The sequence below is a fragment of the Ruegeria sp. CDSC085 genome, assembly GCF_059610465.1.
Genome location: NZ_JBXWNR010000023.1, coordinates 20,523 through 37,529 on the forward strand (window position 1 = coordinate 20,523; position 17,007 = coordinate 37,529).

Below are 17,007 nucleotides of genomic sequence, written 5' to 3' on the forward strand. Positions count from 1 at the left end.
AAAATGAAGAACGGGTTCCGAAACTGGTCGGATATTCGCGTGTTCCTCTCTGTTTTCAGAGAAGGATCGACGCTTGCGGCCTCCAAAAAGCTACAGGTCTCCCAACCAACGGTTGCCCGGCGCATTGATGTTCTCGAAAAAGAAACGGGGTTGACGCTGTTTGAGCGCGGTACGCACGGGTTCAAGCCGACGCGAGAAGCGCTGCGCCTTGTTCCCCTCGCCGAAGCAATTGAGGCTTCAGTCCTCGAATTTACCGACTGCGCGAAAGAATTGACGTCGACACAACCCATCCGTATCACCGCTTATTCGGCAAACTTCTCAGCACGCATGATCGAAATCGTAAACGCGTTTTCCGCCGACAATCAGGATGTCGCATTCGAGTTTTTGTCCAGCGTTCGGGCGCTGGACCTGATGGCCGGGGAGGCAGACATAGCGTTGCGCCTTGCGAGAACCGATCCTGATCCTGACCTGATCTGCCGGAAGATTAGCACGGCACGCTGGTCTTTGTTCGGCAGCAAAAACTACGCGGACAAATTTGGCCTGCCGGGGTCAACAAATGATCTGGCCGGGCATCAGTTTGTTACCTTTCAGCGGGACGATGTACCGAATGTTTTCCACGAATGGTTGACCAATCACGTGGCACCGGAACAGATCGTCATGTCTTTCACTGAACTGGAGCTAATGCATGCGGCGATCAGATCAGGGCAAGGTCTTGGGATCAGTAATGTCAAGCTGGTTGAAGCAGACATGTCTTTTCTCCGATGCTTCGACGAAATCCCCGAACTTGCGGTGCCGCACCTAATGCTCATTTCGCCGGAAGCCTATCGTCGGCCAGAGGTTAGAGGCTTCGTTAAGTTCTTCGCACCTCGATACGCTGCAATCTACAAGTAGTGATCGAGTAAAAAAGAACTGATGCTATACTTTGTGAAACGCGGACAAGCTCTTTTGCATTTAAACGAGTTCAGCGGACAAAGAGAGCGCCGGTTTAAACCATTCCTCTCCGCACAGGGGTTTCAGGACGTTTCAATCGGAAGGCTTTGATCGGCGCTCCACTCAGCCCAGGAACCATCATAGAGGCGCGACTTGTCGAACCCCATGTGGCGAAGCGCAAGGAGACCGCAAGAGGCGGCAATACCGCGACCGCAATAGGCGATGACCTCATCGTCAATTTGAATTCCCTTGTCCTGATAGTGCTTGAGGAGCTTGGAATGATCCGCCAACTTAAATGAACCACGTTCCTTTAGTTTCGCAGCCCGTTCGGCAATGGGTGTGTGTGCCAAATCCGGATCGATGTTCGATATCGCCGGTATGTTGACGGCACTGGGGATATGTCCCGAGCGACCTCCCCATGTGTGAAGGCCGTCGCCTCGGAAGAGGTCGTTTGGCAGAAAGTCCACAATTCTGACTCCGGGCTTACCTATCGCGTGCAGAACATCAGCTTTGTGGGCAATCCAATTGCTCTGCACCTTGGGAGCGAAGTCGCCAGGCTCAACGGATGGATCGCCAGTTTCAGTGGGTCGACCTTCGAGTTTCCATTGCTGCAAGCCGCCGTCCAAGACCTGCACGTTTTTATGGCCATAGTGCGAAAGTGCCCACCAAAGACGCGCTGAAGCCAACGGAAGCCCGGAATCATCGTAGACCAAGACATGACTGTCGTTGGAAACACCCAACTCGCGCATATTTTTCCCAAAATCCTCTGGCCCGAGCATCATATCGGGAACGTTCTGATTGCTGTCTGCAAGCTCTGTCGACATGCCAACATACACGGCGCCGGGAATGTGCTCGGCTTGGAACTCGCTCCTATCGTCATAGGCCAAGCCCTTGCCGTTTTCCTCCCTAAACTTCCAGCGAACATCAATGATGCGTAGTTTCGGGTCAGTCAGGTTATCTGCCAACCAAGCCGTATCAATAAGCGGGCGAGTTTGGGTTGTCATACCTACGTTCTCCTCTAACCGGACGCGGGTCGGGCCGTATGGAATAATCCCCAAAATTGCTTTCGGAGTCCAATTTTAGGAAATCGGGATTTGATGAAGCAACTATGGTTTGAACCGCATTTCGCTGATTTCATGAGACTTCTGAAAGAAACGGATGCTGAAATCATGGTGCCTCGTAACGTCGATTTCCTTTGACTCGTTTATGGCTAGGCATGCTCATATAGCTCGCTGACGGACAGGTTTGGTACAGATAGTGGAAGGTTTGGATGCTTGAAGATCGATACGGAAGCCCGCTAACGACCACATCACAAGCTGCGCGAGACGCCTACGTTGAAGGCATCGACCGTTTTCTAGGCGCTTTTGATGATGTTGAAGACGCTTACCGTTCTGCAATGCGGGCAGATGATAGTTTTGCTATGCCTCATGTTGGGCTTGCACGCTACCTTGTTACTGTCGGGCGTGGACAAGATGCAAAGCGTGAAATAGCCGTCGCAAAGGAACTTTCGCATGGCGTCAGCCCGCGCGAAGCCGCCCAGATCGACATTATCAGCGATCTCATTGAGGGGCGCGCACCGCAGGCCTACAGGCGCATCCGAGATCACGTCGCAGACCATCCACGAGATATTTTGCTGGCACAGACATGTACCAGCGTATTTGGCTTAATAGGGTTTTCAGGTCAGGCTGGACGCGAGGCGGAGCAGCTTGCGTACACAACCATGTTAAAGCCACACTATGGCGACGACTGGTGGTTTCTCTGCCAGCATGCATTTGCCCAGATGGAGGCCGGACAGATTGGCCTGGCCGCTGAAAACATTGAGCGCGCGCTTGAATTGAAGCCAGACAGCGCGCACAGTGCACATGTCAGGGCCCATCTCTACTATGAGAACGGGGAGACGGACGCTGGCTACGCTTATCTGCGCGAGTTCTGGCAAGACTATCCCTTCACGGCGTATCTGCACTGCCATCTCAGTTGGCACGTTGCTCTGTGGGCGCTTGAGAGCGGCGATGTGGCGGGTATGTGGAAGCTGTTCGATGAATATGTTTCCCCCGACCGACCTCCTGCACCACCACTGAACGTTCTGACTGATAGTGTGGCAATTGTTCACCGCGCCTTTTTGGCTGGTGAGCAAATTCCTCAGGAGCGTTGGCAACAACTCAGCGACTATGCTGTTCAGTTCTTTCCTTCACCTGGCTTGGCTTTTGCGGATGTTCACGCTGCTCTTGCGCATGCGACGGCTGGAAACAGAGAGCGTCTGGAAACAACCATTGACGGCGCAAAGGGCCCCGCAGGCCCCACCGTTGCTTCGGTCGCAGGCGCATTCCGTGCGTTGGCGGATGGAAATGCGGATGAAGCGATTGAGAAATTTGTAGGTGTCATGTCTGAGCACGAACGCCTAGGCGGCAGCCGGGCGCAACGCGACTTAATTGAGTTTTCATTGGCGCATGCGCTGGCAATTTCGGGACAATCGAATGAAGCTCGACGCATTCTCAACATGCATCGACCGCATACCTCTCACGACCACGCGGTAGCTGGTTTGGCGAGGTAGGATGCCTATGTTCTTTGATGTCCGCTATGAGCGCTTGTCCGCTTCAGGTTCGATGTTGATCAACCGATGTGTCTGCTTCTCGGGCTCTAGAAAGCTCGCTGGTGAAGGTCCGTTTCGGGCTGCGACAAGCCAAGTATGCAACCCGCAGAAATGACTGCTGTGGGCCAAAGCTGCCGAAAACTGACCCGGTCCTAAGATGTTTTGTCAACCGCGGGCGCGCATCTCCAAAGCGTCTTGTGTAGTTAGAAAGTTTCCCGCGTAACCCCATGAACCGCTGCTTACTTCTAGCAACCGGACAGACGTTCCATTTTGTATTGTTTGCCCGGCGACTTCGCCGAAGGCCTTGGTGACATTTTGTATTATCCTGCCTTTTTCTTCTGTCGAAAACACACCTTCAAGCACCTGAATTTCAATTGAGGGCATCGCACACTCCATTTCTTAAGACTTACCAAAATGCTGGTCTATACTTGGCCGATTGTTCCACAAGATGACATGCAATGCCCATTCTTGTAAGAATTCTATGCAATTTCGAGAGGAGCAACCACATGTCAGCAATGGTTTCATTTCGCTCGGTCGTTGATCCAACGGATTGCGATTTTCTTGGACATATGAATGTTTCGAGGTACTTCGCCGCATGTTCCGACGGTGTACTAGCCATTCAATCTGAAATGGGGTTAACCGCAAACGATATGCGTACGGGACGCCGGGTTTCATTCGCCGTTGTCAACGCCCAAAGCGATTTCCGCGCAGAGCTTACAGCAGGTGACTCGATACGGCTGGAGACAGAAGTTGTAGCGATTGGCTCTAAATCCATGACCTTTAGGCATCGGCTTTTTCGAGTTGACGGCAACAAGATGGCGTTCGAAACCGAATTCAAATGCGTGCTGCTAAGCCTTGAAACCCGCCAGGCCACAGAGATTCCCGATGACGTTCGCGAAAGTGCAACCAAATGGTTGGAGAACCCAAACTGAATGACCAGAAAGTCCCGAAATACCGTGGTCCACTCCGACCAATCTTAGTGCCGTATATCAAACGGCGGCTTTGTCCGGAGACTGTGTAAAAACTCTGACTGTCCGGCGAAATACGCCGAAAACAGCCTCTATGTGTGTTCTCTCGCACTTCTATGAGAGCTTTTGCACAGGCGCTGAAATCGAGCGCGACGAGAGAGCTCATGGGCCGGGGTTTTCATATAGCCTCTCCGCATCGCTAGAATACCAAAGCTTGGTTTTGAAGGTCCGGTTCGGGCTGATTGTGTTGAAATACTCAAAAAACTGGAAAGCCTAAATTTTCTGCGAACCTCGATCAATCGCAATAGATCACCACCGATATCGATGACGAGCGTTGAGACACTCGCTGGCGGCCAGCGACTGATTTAGGCCGACCTTTCGGCTAAAAATTTCAATCGGGCCTGTAAGGGCAATTTTGCATTCGAATTTGCGCGAACTTGGATTTTTTCAACACAATCCGCTGGGAGTATTCGTTCAGGTTCAGTGTTTCAGCAGTTAGGTTCTTTTCGTTTTTTACCGTGGCGTCCACCGATCAAGCGTGCATACCGGATTGAGTTTAGGCGTTTCTTGGAATGACGAACCTTTCTGACGTAAACTTCACCAATGGAACGTCGACTTGCCGCGATCTTGGCCGCTGATGTGGTTGGTTATTCACGCTTGATGGGCGCGAATGAGATCGGCGTTTTGAACGCTCTCAAAGCACTTCGTTCGGAGCTGTTCGATCCGCAGGTTGAGAAACATCATGGTCGCATCGTCAAACTAATGGGTGACGGAACGCTCGTGGAGTTTGCTTCGGTCGTTGATGCAGTGAATTGCGCGGCTGAAATCCAAGCGAAACTGGCGAAGAGAAACGAGGACCTGTCTCCTGAAGAGCAGCTTGAATTGAGGATCGGCATAAATCTTGGCGACGTGATGATCGATGGCGATGACCTTTATGGTGAAGGTGTCAATGTCGCGGCACGGATTGAGGAGTTGGCGGAGCCTGGTAGCGTTTGCGTGTCTGAAGTTGTTGCAACTCAGGCAGCCGGCAAAGCTAACGTTGGTTTCGAATACTTGGGCGAAACCCGCCTGAAGAACATTTCTGAGCCGGTGCGAATTTATCATGTAAATCCTCAGAGCCGAGCAATCAGCCGCCGCAGCTGGGTTAGGAGCCGTGGCGTTCAGGCGGCAATAGGCGGAGCGCTTCTGATCACTGCGGCATTTGTGGTTTGGCAAGGCATGCATCGCTGGGGTGCCAATGAAGCCGTTCCTTTTGACGAGGCTACGGCTCTGACCCGGCCTACAGGTCCTACGATAGCGGTTTTGGCGTTCGAGAACCTAAGTGGAAACCCGTCGAAAGATTACTTGTCCGATGGCATCAGCGAGGATGTGATTATCGAACTCGGACGCTATCGCGACCTCAACGTCTTATCGCGGCACACCACTTTCTCCTACCGCGGGCAACATCAGGATGTGCGCGGTATCGGTGAAGCCTTGGGTGCCGATTTGGTGCTTGAAGGTACGGTACGACAAGCGGGTGATCGTCTGCGAGTTACGGCACGCCTGATCGACACCCAGAGCAGAGCGCAGGTCTGGTCCGAGGCGTTCGATGAGAACCTTACGACCGCCAATCTCTTTGATGTGCAATCTCAGATCACCGAGCGCGTTGCAGTTGCGATTGGTGACACGCGCGGCGCCATCAGGCGAACAGACGAAAGGCGGGCACGGGCAAAACCGCCGGAACGATTGTCGTCGTATGAATGCACCATGTTTTATGACGATCTGTATGATAGACCGGATGTGCAGAAGCGGGTCCATGGTTGCATTGAAAGGGTAATCAAGGAAGAGCCGGATTATTGGCGCGCCTGGGCGCAGCTGGCCGAGGCATTGCGTGTAGATCTAAGCTTTTTTGGGGATCGCTATGCTGGCACATATGAGGAAAAACTCAACCGAGCTTTGGCTGCCGCCAACGAAGCCAAGGCACTCAACCCAAACTCGGCCCGTGTCCGACTTATCTTGGGTATTCTTCTGCTCATGAATGGGGATCGCGACGGCTTTTTCGCCGAGGCGGAGGACGCGCTCGCTATTGGAGGCGACCGCAGCGTGGAGGCGGAATTCGGCTACTGGCTGGTCTGGACCGGGCGTTTCGATCTGGGCGCGGCGCTTGTACGGCGGGCTATCGACCTCGACCCAGGGTCGACCATCAAGGATTGGCATCAAGCGCTCTCGGAGTACCACTTTCACAAGGGTGAATACGAACTTGCGCTTGTCGAAGCGCGCAAGGGCGTGCTGCTGGATTATTGGTGGTCGATGATCCCCGAAGTCACGGTTCTCGCCAGGCTTGGACGCGCTGACGAACTTGAGCGCGCCCGAAACCGGCTTGAAGCCACGCGCCCCGGCGTGAAAATCGCCGACATTGTTTGGGTGTATCGCCGTTACCAGCGTCCGGACGCTCTCATAGCGCCCTACGTTGATGCCTTCCGGAAGGCAGGATTGCCGGAGGGCACTTATCGAGCATTGGATTTGAACGACCGAGGCTAAATCGTTGTCGGTCCCGGAAGCAGATTGCGCGCTCTAGATTGACTATATTTTGGTCTGATAAAATGGACCTACAACGGCGTTATTCCGGTGGCCGCTTGGTCCCGCACTTCGGAAACTGAAAGGCAGGGTGAAAAAGCCTGCTCTGGACTGATAGTCGTACTTGCGAGATTTTTTCAATAAAGGCCGCTGGGAAGCGGCCTAAAAAAATTATACCTCAGTAGCTTCAGCGATGGCGAGCGTGTCTTCAATATCTATGCCTAGCAGCGGGTTGTGCCAAAGCCGTCCATGCAGGCGCGAGCCGATTTGTGCTATGATCACAGCTGAGGGAATCAAAAGCCGAGTCATCGATTGATCACCTCGCACCAAGGGAGTTTCAATGAAAACGATGTCTTTCAGGCTGATACCCAACCCAAACGACATGGTGGCCTCGGATTTCACCGATCCTGGCTCCTTCACGACCAGTGATACGAACGAAAGAAACTGGTTCAAGTTTGCAAACGAAGACGAGACTATTCTCTCGGGCGTTTGGGAATGCCCACCCTGTCGTGAAGAGATCGATGCTTATCCGGTACATGAAATGATGACCGTGATTTCTGGGTCCGTAACACTGACGCATCCTGACGGAGACGCCGAGACCTTCACGGCTGGCGATACGTTTTTCATCAAAAAAGGGAGCAGGTTGATCTGGGAGATCACAGAAAAATTGCGGAAGTACTACATGATCGTCTCTTAGGAAGTTCGTATTGCGAAGCGATCCCTGCGATCAACCTATGATAAAAACAGACTCGAAACATACATTCTCCGGTTGCTGCACGAATGGTAGCTATGGGTTGCGAACGGTGTCCTAGAGCCCTGAGCGGGCTTCGTAATCAGCCAGTTGGAGTGAAGAGCCGCATCTACTATTGTCAAAGCATGTCGAGCAAGGGACAACAATTGCAACGAAAATTGGCGGCAATACTGGCCGCGGATGTCGTTGGGTATTCGGCGCTCATGCACAAAGATGAGCACGCTACACTTCTAATGCTTGATCACCTGGAAAGTGACATCGTCACCCCAACAATAGCGGGCCAATCAGGTCGGGTCGTGAAGAGCATGGGTGATGGTTGGCTGGCGCGATTTGACAGCGCGGCGCAAGCTGTGACCGCAGCAATGCAGCTACAAGAGCAGTTGGCTGAACACTCGTTAATGAACATGCGGATCGGTGTTCATGTGGGAGACATCACAGAAAAAGGTGACGACATCTTGGGTGACGGTGTAAACATTGCCGCGCGCCTTGAGAGAATTGCGCCAACCGGTGGCATCGCTATTTCTGAACCCGTACACTTGAACATTGAACACACTCTGGCAGACGCGTTTAAAGCTGTAGGGAAGAAGAAGCTCAAGAACATCGAGCGCAGCCTGGATGTGTGGATTCACGATGGACCGCACCAGGGCGCATCGCAAAGCTCGCATTCTTTCACAGAGACGAGCTTGCCAAAGCTCTCCATCCATCCTGTGACGTGCAGCGACCAACGCACTGAACTAAAGGAAATGGCCGCAGCTCTCACTTCAGATTTCGGTTCTTATTTTCGAACGATCAACTGGTTAAACGCGGCGATATCCTCCACGGAGCCACCAGAGGGATATACGCTTCGCGGCATGCTGCGTAGACACGGTGACCGATTGCGTTTGGAAGCCCGCTTAAATGACCCTTCTGGTTCTGAAATCTGGACTCAGAAGTTCGACGGTTTGGTCGAAGCTATCTTCGATTGGCAGGACGAGGTCGTAGAAAAGCTGTTGGATGCGGTTAGTGGGATCTTGATTCAGTCTGAGACCGCAAAACTCTCCGCATTGCCAGAAGTCGAACTGACCGCCGAGCAGTGCGTCCTGATGGGCATGATCGCTTGGTCGGATGCCGGTATCGACAGCTACGAAGAGACGTTGGCATATCACGCCAGGGCCATTGAGGCTAAACCAACCCTCGCTGCCGCCTATGCCGAAGCCATTTGGACAATGAATGGCGCAAGAACTTATGATCTTCGTCGCGAGCTGTCATCTTACTATGAGAAATTGCCACGCTGGATCGAGGCCGGACGGCAGATGGCAGGGCAAAGCCCAACGCTTGATCTGAGTGTTGCAGTGGCTGACTACAATGTGGATGGGGATGCGGATCGACTTTCCGTGGCGCTTGAGCAAATCCGGCAACGAGCGCCATTAGATGCCCGCCTGCATTTGTTTATGGGTTGGGGATACAACTGGGCCGGGTTTCCTAAAATGGCATTGAGTTGCTTTCAGACGGCGCTTCGGTTGGGCCGATATGGAGCCGTTTTCGTGGGTGCTTCCGGAGGTGCCGCCACCTCTTGCGTAATGCTTGGTCGAGATCATGATGCTATCGCCTTTGCAGAAGCAGGTCTGCGCTTCTCAAAAAACTATGCCGCGCTCCACAGCACGAGGGCCGCTGCTCACGCAATGCTTGGGGAACCTGAGAAAGCGTCCGTGGCTTTGGCGCAAATGCTGCAAATGGAACCTAGTGAAACGATTTCGAAGTGGCGTAGCAACGTGGACTATGGCGGCTCTGAAGGCGCTAAACGCTACTTTGAGGCACTTCGCCGGGCAGGGTTGCCAGAATAGCGGTGCCGGAACCAAGTCGCGCTGACAAATCCGGCAGATTGATCGCGCATCTTGGTAACTGCAAAGCTCGGGTTTGAATGTCGGGTTTGGGCTTATCTTGTTGAAAAAATCTTCCTTGATCGACGTGCAAGTCGCTGATTCAATTCCTGTACTGAACAGGAGAATGAGCGATGATGGGGCCAAGGCAGCAAGCACAAGGGTCACTGTTCTACGAGTTCTCGGTTGAGGATCATGTCCCGCAAGACCATATTCTTCGAGGTATAGATCGGTTCGTTGAACTGTCTGATATCCGCCGGCACCTTGCTGCGTTCTATAGTTCGACTGGCAGACCGTCCGTTGATCCGGAACTGATGATCCGGATGCTGCTGATAGGCTACGTGATGGGCATCAGGTCCGAGCGACGGCTCTGCGACGAGGTGCATCTCAACCTCGCTTACCGCTGGTTTTGTCGCCTAGATCTCACTGATCCGGTGCCGGACCAGTCGACCTTCTCGAAAAACCGGCACGGTCGTTTCCGAGACAGTGATCTTTTGCGGCATTTGTTCGAGACGGTTGTAGCGCGTTGTATCGAGGAAGGGTTGGCCAGTGGGCAGCGCTTCGCAGCTGACACCAGCCTGATCCAAGTTGATGCCAACCGGCAGAATTCCTCACCGCAGCGGGATTGGGCACCTGAGAAAATCATCCCTGAAGAAGCACCCCCGCGCCGTTAGGGAATACCTGGATACGTTGGATGACGCCGCCTTCGGTGCAGCAAGTGCGGTGAAACCGAAGTTCACCTCGCACTCCGATCCGGCCTCTCAATGGGCTGGCGCGCGGGGTGGGCCCGCCTATTTTGCCTATTCAGCCAACTATCTGATCGACACGGACAACGGAGTGATCCTGGACGTGGAAGCAACCCGGTCGATCCGCCAAGCTGAGGTTGGCGCGACCCGAACCATGGTCGACCGGGTGCGCGAACGCCACGATCTGAACCCTGAGAGGCTGATCGCAGACACCGCCTATGGCTCTGGACCGATGCTGAGTTGGCTCGTCGATCAAGGCATCGCCCCACATATCCCGGTTATCGACAAATCCGGCCGCAACGATGGAACCTTCGAGCGCACCGACTTCACCTTTGACGTTGAAAACGATGCCTATATCTGCCCTGCTGGCAAGGAACTCAAACAATATCGCCGCGCCTACACAAAACCGAGAAAGCCCAGGCCGGACAAGGATGGGATCCTGCGCTACCGCGCCAGCAAACCCGACTGCGCCGCCTGCATCCTGAAGAGCCGATGCTGCCCGAAAGAGCCACAGCGCAAGGTGACGCGCTCCATCCATGAACCATCCCGAGACGTGGCTCGTGCCATCTCCCAGACCACCCAATATGTAATTTCGTGCAAGCTCAGAAAGAAGGTCGAGATGCTGTTTGCCCATCTCAAGCGCATCCTCGGTCTCGGGCGCCTTCGATTACGTGGCCCATGCGGCGCTCGGGACGAATTCCACCTCGCCGCCACCGCCCAAAACCTCAGAAACTCACAAGGCTCATCCCGGCTACCCAAAAGATACCCGCTATCTGACCAAGATCTCGGCTGTGCAGATATAAACGACAAACCCAAGAGTTTTTCAACGGAATAGGCTGGGAGCAGACCTTCAGTACGGCGAGCCAAAGCGGTCGCTCACAGCCCAAACCGGGCATTCAAGACCAAGCCTTGCATATCCCAAGAAGTACAAAAAATACAAAATTGATCAACGGAGGCTGCTGCAATCACTGGACGCGAAGCACAATAAGTCAACCAACGCGAACAAAACACAATTGTTGACCAATAGTATCGAAATCGTATTGTTGAATATAGAAAACAATAGGCTTCCGCCGTAAGGCACCTGGAACCAATTCTGTGACAATAGGATTGAGGGGTACTATGAAAAAAATACTTTTGGTCGTTCCAATAGCTACAATTCTTGCCGCCTGCGAAGACAGCAGCACAACTAGCGGCACTTCAGCGACGCCGACTGCCGCGGAACAGGCATGCCTTCGTGATGTCGCAGCAACTACCAACAATCCTGATGTTGCACTGCTCGGTTCAGAGTTTTCTGAAGCCGGAACCCTTGTGCGCGTCGGCGTTGGGCCTGACCGCGCTCCTTGGCAGTGCATCGCCTATAGTGACGGTGCAACAGATGGCATCATGTCGTTATCGGACGAAGGCACTCTCTAGCCTCGCCAAGTTCGCTCAAAACACTTCAAACCCTGAGACACAGTACAGAAGACGGCGCAGTGTCATTTGCCAGTGACAATTAATGGACAACTCCGAACATTGGGGAGAGAACGCGTGGGTAAACTGATATTGGGCTGATCGTTGGAGGTATCGGCGGTGGGTATGTTGGGCATCGGAACTGGCGCAGGCGTAGGTGTTGTGACGAGCTTGTCAGCAGGTGGTTGTGGTATCGCCAGCGCTGCCCAGCAGGAGGATCTACTGACTAAAGAGGAAGTGAACCAAGTCTTCAACCGCGCAGTTAGCAATCTGCGGGAATTAACACCGGACACTGAGGGCAGCGGTGAGGCAATTGTCGGTGCAGCAAGCGAATGCGACGGCGTACTGCAAGGTTTACGGGATGCTGCCAAATCCAATTAAATTAGGGAGTTTAGAATGATGCGATTCATAGTTTTAACTTTGTCCCTCTGCGTCTCGCCCGTAGTCGGCTACGCAGCGGAAGTTGGACAGGAGGCGATTGACGGCTGTATCGATCAATTACGTGCTGTCGGCGGGCCCGACGGGCAAGGTGGTACGGTGCTCTCAACGGAGTTTTCCGAAGCAAATTCGCTTGTAATGCTGAAAGATCGCGGCGAGACGGTCTGGCGATGCCTCGTCGCCAACGATGGCCAAGTCGCTGAACTCAGTGTCGCACAGGCCGCAGATGACGGCCAAGGCGCAATGGCCGGTTCAGACGGTGTACCACCGGTCGTTTCGGGAACACAACGTGTCCAGTTCGCAAAAGGCACCAGCGGAGCGGCTTTGTCTGGCACGCTGAACGCAAACACATCAGTCCGATATGTGCTTGGCGCTGCAAATGGCCAGTTTTTAAGGGTGGACGTTAGCTCACGCGGAGGTGCGCTGGACTACGAGATTTTTAATCCTGACGGTTCGCTTCTGCTGGATCTGATCTCTTCAGACACGCCCTATTATGGCCAACTCTGGCAATCCGGCGATCATGTGGTTGAGGTCGTCAACGCCGGGGCGCAACCAGTTACCTTCGATATTGGCATCGGAATTGAGTAATCCCACGACTTTGAAAAGGGAAATGACCATGAAATCTTTTGCTCCTCTAACCATTGGATTTGCTGCCCTGGGCCTCGCGGCCTGTGATGAGCCCAGCCCATCCGCAGCACCAGGTCAACCTGCTGTCGGCAGTGCGTCCGATCTATCTGCGTTCGAGGGTGCCCGCGCGGGGCAAGCGGAAATGGGCATTCAGAACCTCGGCTATGAATTGATCCGCTCCGAAGGTCTCACCTCATATTGGTTCAATCGTGATACGGGTGCCTGCGCACGTATAACGACTGCTGAGGGCCGCTACTCTGATGTCACCATGCTACCATCGCAAGACTGCTAATGGATTGGGTACACGCCATAGTCACGGGGCTTTTGTGTGGCGGTGCGTATTGGGCCATAAGAAGCATGGGATGGTTCGAGAACCGCTCGAAGTTACAGCAGGCGTTAATATTCATTCCGGTCATTTTCGTTTTGGTGTTTATCCTGAACTTGATATGGCCTTCCAGTTGAACGCGGCAGGCTTTGAATAGAGCGACCTATGACCGTGTATCAAACGTCAAATGGCTAACGTGATTAGTGTCGACAAACGCAAGGATCAGAGAAAGAACTCTGCCCGTTCTACTACCCAAACCATTGCGACCAAACTTGCGCATGCGGCAACGACAGCGCGAGAGCCGACCCATACTCTGGTCGAAACGCACATCACTAGCGCGGAACCGAGATCGATATCGAAAAGCTTGATAAGGGACGTTCTGCGCGACTTTGCAAAGTCTGCTATCTGCGCATTCCAGAAATTCGGATCTGACAACGTTGCTGGTGCGGCGAATGGCGGTTTCGTCCGTTGAAATCACCCCGCAGAGTGGTCGTTCGTACCAACTGCCGCGAATGATCGCTTCGAGCCCAGAGTGACCAAACTTGGCTGACCCAGGAACTTCCTACTTAACACCAACGGAAGTTCGGCTAGGTTTGGTGGAATTCGGCTAGGTTTGGTGGAATACTGTCTAAACGCTGATGGATACAAGGGGCTTGATTTTGGACAGAAGCGCTTTGATTGGGTCATGGAAAATGCATGCATGGACGCGGCAGTCGGTGACAACGGGTGAAATTACCGATGCACTGGGGCCCGAGCCAATTGGCTATATTGCATACCACGCAGACGGGCGAATGATGGCCACTGTTTTCAGACGAGATCGCCCGAACTCAGGCCGAAATGGCTGGACTGAGAGCGAAAAAGCCCAGCTTTTCGACGACATGCTTGCCTACGTCGCGTCTTATTCGCTCGAAGAAGACCGCGTCGTTCATCATGTTGATGGGTCTTGGAACCCAAACTGGCACGGCGACCTTTCACGTCCATTTGTGCTCGAAGGTGATAGATTGGTGATTAGTGGAGCTCCCGGTATCGACCCCAAGACAGGCGAAGAAGTCGTTTATCGGATGGAATTTACGAAGGTATAGCGCTCTCACGATAGAATAGCCAAAGGTCGGCCCGTATCGGTTTCTGGATACATGTGGCCTAACACAAATGTCTGCTTTGGTCTGCACTGCCGACCTCCGGCGCACTGGGAGGCCTTTGATGGCTGACAGATGTTGTCAGATGACCGCTTTGAGCCCAAAGCAGAAACGCCATGCGATTAAGCAGAAGAACCTGCTAGCACCAAAAATCAGTGGTCAACAATCTTACTCAATTTCCGAGGATCGCGCCCAGAGATTGATTTCCTCTTCCGAGCTTACCTCGTCAATCTTAGCGAGTTCCGCTTCGGTAAATTCCAAATTCTGGACCGCACCTACGCAATCCACGATCTGCTCAGGACGCGAAGCGCCGATAAGGGCTGTCGTAATCCGGTCACCTCTCAGCACCCAAGCAAGCGCCATCTGAGCTAATGATTGACCGCGTGACGCCGCTATATCGTTTAGAGCCCTGACACTCGTCAATGAACGTTCGTTGATCATGCCGTCCAATAGAGACTTGCCTTGGGTCGCACGACTGTCTTCGGGAATGCCGTTCAGATACTTCGATGTCAAAATACCCTGGGCAAGTGGCGTGAACGCAATCGATCCCACGTTCAATTCGTCAAGCGTATCCAACAGCCCGTCCCGCTCAACCCAACGGTTGAGTAGGTTATACGACGGCTGATGAATCAGGCACGGCGTGCCAAGGTCTTTCAAGATGGCCAGCGCTTCGCGCGTTCGTTGCGAGTTGTAGCTTGAAATTCCGACGTAAAGTGCGCGCCCAGAGCGCACTATATAGTCTAAGGCCCCCATAGTTTCTTCCAGAGGGGTATCTGGATCGAAACGGTGGGAATAAAAGATATCTGCGTATTCTAACCCCATCCGCTTGAGCGACTGATCACAAGAGGCCACAAGATACTTTCGTGATCCCCACTCCCCATAGGGGCCCGGCCACATATCATACCCTGCCTTGGTAGATATGATGAGTTCGTCCCGATAGCCTGCGAAATTAGTTTTTAAAATTTCACCGAATGCTTCTTCCGCCGATCCCGGCGGCGGGCCATAGTTATTTGCTAAATCAAAGTGCGTTATACCCAAGTCAAAAGCAGTGCGGCAGAGATCGCGCTTTGTCTGGTGCGGGGTATCCCCACCAAAGTTGTGCCATAGCCCAAGGCTTATCGCGGGTAGCTTTATGCCAGACTGCCCACAACGGCGATAGACCATTTGCTCGTAGCGGTCCGGATTAGGAAGAAATGGGCGTGGCCGAGGCTTCGAGGGGCGTTGTAATTTGCTCATCTGTCCATAATCCGAGATCATCACCCCGTGTCAATTCAACGAGATAGTAATCAGCAATCAGCGAAGCCTGCCGTATAGACGGAACATGCCTCAGGCATTGCCAGCGCAAATTGTCAAACTGCAAACTAGTCCTCGAATAACGCGCGAACCTTCGACATGTCATAGGCATGTTCCGTCAGGTTTTCAGGATCCCATTCGCTTCGCTCAGCTTCAAAAAAATCCCCGCCGTATACGTGGATTGCTCCGGTCAACTTGGGGATAGGGTTTATAACCGAGTGAATGAGGTCCTTACCAAGCGGAGCATATTCACCCGTCGACAATGCTCGAGCCCCCGCCGCTTCAATGCGTCCGTTAGGGTCATCTGCGACGCGCCGCCAAAAAATGTTATCTTCTCGACCACCATAAATACCGATCACGGCCCACATTTCGTGATTGTGGGGCATTATGGTCATTCCTGGCTTCCATACGACGTTGACGATTGTCAGATCACCTGACTTGTAAATGGGAAAGATACTGCTTTCGGTCGGCTCTCCCAAGGCTTGCGTCACGCCCGCGGGATCGCGCATCGCCCGGTCCACCACCTCAGCCACCGATTTGTGAGACGCGTCCTGATCTACTGCGGTCCGGCAGTCCGCTACAAACTGTTCCATGTTCCACATATCTTCAGCCCCCAATTGCATACGATAAATGCAACAGGGTAGCACATGCTGTAAAATAGACGAAATTGGGACCCAGATTGCAGCTGCATGTATCGGGCATCTAAGACTTCCAATGACTGCTTGGCTTGCTTAGCGTTCTTTCGCCAGATCGGGGCGGATGTCTAATTTGCGGAACCATCCGTCGATTGCATCGCATAAATTAGGCTGTCTGTTTGCTTAATCGAAAATGCGTTCGCCCTGCTCGTCGATCACCTGTTTCGCCTTTGCGATGCTGAAGCTTTCGCCCTGATCTCGGGTCTCAAAAACATCCGCCCGGATCACTGTATGGGTCTTGCGATTTCCGCCGATGGTCTTTTCGATACGGGCTAGAAGGCGGTACTTGCCACCTTCGGGCATCAGGTCCGGAAAGATTTCGAACCCTCTGTAAGAGACTGGCTCCGGCTCCGACTTTTCACCACCACCGAAGAGTTTACAGAAGAGGGACATTGGGCGGCTCCTTTCAGCGTTGCTATGACGGGAGACTAGCGCCGCTTAGGACAGGCGTGAAGCATGTCGGCTATCACAACATTTGCCTTCGATCCGTTGGCACGCTCCTTGCGTTGCCTAGTACGTCCAGATCCGCGGTAGAAGTCCATTCCCCACACCACGCTCCCTTGTAAGACTGTCCAGACCGCCATTCTGACACGCCGCCGACGACGACCGCTTTGAGCCCAAAACCGACACCGAAGAAAATGCCA

16 protein-coding genes and 1 pseudogene are annotated in these 17,007 nt (G+C 53.3%); 12 read left to right on the plus strand and 5 right to left on the minus strand.

The features are described from left to right. Positions 1 to 39: 39 nt before the first annotated feature. Complete coding sequence (locus AC2FJB_RS20620; protein WP_496818988.1) at positions 40 to 891, plus strand: LysR family transcriptional regulator; 852 nt, start codon at positions 40 to 42, stop codon at positions 889 to 891. A 122-nt stretch (positions 892 to 1,013) separates the two neighbouring features. Here AC2FJB_RS20620 and AC2FJB_RS20625 read toward each other — a convergent pair whose 3' ends face one another. Next, positions 1,014 to 1,934 carry a sulfurtransferase gene (locus AC2FJB_RS20625; RefSeq protein WP_496818990.1) on the minus strand — a complete coding sequence of 307 codons (921 nt, stop codon included), beginning with the start codon at positions 1,932 to 1,934 and terminating at the stop codon, positions 1,014 to 1,016. Between the two features lie 266 nt (positions 1,935 to 2,200). Here AC2FJB_RS20625 and AC2FJB_RS20630 point away from each other — a divergent pair, with 266 nt between their 5' ends. Beyond that, complete coding sequence (locus tag AC2FJB_RS20630; protein ID WP_496818991.1) at positions 2,201 to 3,481, plus strand: tetratricopeptide repeat protein; 1,281 nt, start codon at positions 2,201 to 2,203, stop codon at positions 3,479 to 3,481. A gap of 204 nt (positions 3,482 to 3,685) precedes the next feature. Here AC2FJB_RS20630 and AC2FJB_RS20635 read toward each other — a convergent pair whose 3' ends face one another. Beyond that, positions 3,686 to 3,904, minus strand: coding sequence for a tautomerase family protein (locus AC2FJB_RS20635; RefSeq protein WP_282022462.1), 219 nt, complete (start codon positions 3,902 to 3,904; stop codon positions 3,686 to 3,688). Positions 3,905 to 3,978: 74 nt separating this feature from the next. Here AC2FJB_RS20635 and AC2FJB_RS20640 point away from each other — a divergent pair, with 74 nt between their 5' ends. The 10 genes and pseudogenes from AC2FJB_RS20640 to AC2FJB_RS20685 all read left to right on the plus strand — a co-directional run bounded on the left by AC2FJB_RS20640 (position 3,979) and on the right by AC2FJB_RS20685 (position 14,321). Then, positions 3,979 to 4,452, plus strand: a complete 474-nt coding sequence (locus AC2FJB_RS20640; protein WP_282022463.1) for an acyl-CoA thioesterase — start codon at positions 3,979 to 3,981, stop codon at positions 4,450 to 4,452. A 639-nt stretch (positions 4,453 to 5,091) separates the two neighbouring features. Beyond that, entirely contained in the window at positions 5,092 to 7,008 is a 1,917-nt protein-coding gene (locus AC2FJB_RS20645; protein WP_496720883.1) for an adenylate/guanylate cyclase domain-containing protein, read from the plus strand. A 376-nt stretch (positions 7,009 to 7,384) separates the two neighbouring features. Further along, positions 7,385 to 7,741 carry a cupin domain-containing protein gene (locus AC2FJB_RS20650; protein WP_282022465.1) on the plus strand — a complete coding sequence of 119 codons (357 nt, stop codon included), beginning with the start codon at positions 7,385 to 7,387 and terminating at the stop codon, positions 7,739 to 7,741. 149 nt (positions 7,742 to 7,890) lie between these two features. Then, positions 7,891 to 9,618 (plus strand): adenylate/guanylate cyclase domain-containing protein, encoded by a 1,728-nt coding sequence (locus AC2FJB_RS20655; protein ID WP_282022466.1) that lies wholly within the window; start codon positions 7,891 to 7,893, stop codon positions 9,616 to 9,618. A 170-nt stretch (positions 9,619 to 9,788) separates the two neighbouring features. Beyond that, positions 9,789 to 11,177 (plus strand): annotated as a pseudogene (locus AC2FJB_RS20660) (IS1182 family transposase). Between the two features lie 342 nt (positions 11,178 to 11,519). Further along, positions 11,520 to 11,813 (plus strand): hypothetical protein, encoded by a 294-nt coding sequence (locus tag AC2FJB_RS20665; RefSeq protein WP_481669227.1) that lies wholly within the window; start codon positions 11,520 to 11,522, stop codon positions 11,811 to 11,813. Between the two features lie 162 nt (positions 11,814 to 11,975). Continuing rightward, positions 11,976 to 12,230: a hypothetical protein gene (locus AC2FJB_RS20670; protein ID WP_496720887.1), complete on the plus strand. Its 255-nt coding sequence runs from the start codon at positions 11,976 to 11,978 to the stop codon at positions 12,228 to 12,230. Positions 12,231 to 12,245: 15 nt separating this feature from the next. Beyond that, positions 12,246 to 12,875, plus strand: coding sequence for a hypothetical protein (locus AC2FJB_RS20675; protein ID WP_496686221.1), 630 nt, complete (start codon positions 12,246 to 12,248; stop codon positions 12,873 to 12,875). Positions 12,876 to 12,903: 28 nt separating this feature from the next. Next, complete coding sequence (locus tag AC2FJB_RS20680) at positions 12,904 to 13,206, plus strand: hypothetical protein (protein WP_481669230.1); 303 nt, start codon at positions 12,904 to 12,906, stop codon at positions 13,204 to 13,206. Positions 13,207 to 13,877: 671 nt separating this feature from the next. Continuing rightward, on the plus strand, positions 13,878 to 14,321 hold the full coding sequence (locus AC2FJB_RS20685; protein WP_481669231.1) for a lipocalin-like domain-containing protein: 444 nt from the start codon (positions 13,878 to 13,880) through the stop codon (positions 14,319 to 14,321). Positions 14,322 to 14,543: 222 nt separating this feature from the next. Here the strand turns inward: AC2FJB_RS20685 and mgrA are convergent, their stop codons facing one another. From mgrA to AC2FJB_RS20700, 3 genes are all read right to left on the minus strand, one after another. Continuing rightward, positions 14,544 to 15,611, minus strand: coding sequence for an L-glyceraldehyde 3-phosphate reductase (gene mgrA / locus AC2FJB_RS20690; RefSeq protein WP_496720897.1), 1,068 nt, complete (start codon positions 15,609 to 15,611; stop codon positions 14,544 to 14,546). A gap of 125 nt (positions 15,612 to 15,736) precedes the next feature. Next, on the minus strand, positions 15,737 to 16,261 hold the full coding sequence (locus AC2FJB_RS20695; RefSeq protein WP_496720888.1) for a cysteine dioxygenase family protein: 525 nt from the start codon (positions 16,259 to 16,261) through the stop codon (positions 15,737 to 15,739). Between the two features lie 225 nt (positions 16,262 to 16,486). Further along, positions 16,487 to 16,756, minus strand: coding sequence for an HlyU family transcriptional regulator (locus AC2FJB_RS20700; protein ID WP_481667877.1), 270 nt, complete (start codon positions 16,754 to 16,756; stop codon positions 16,487 to 16,489). Between the last annotated feature and the right edge of the window lie 251 nt (positions 16,757 to 17,007).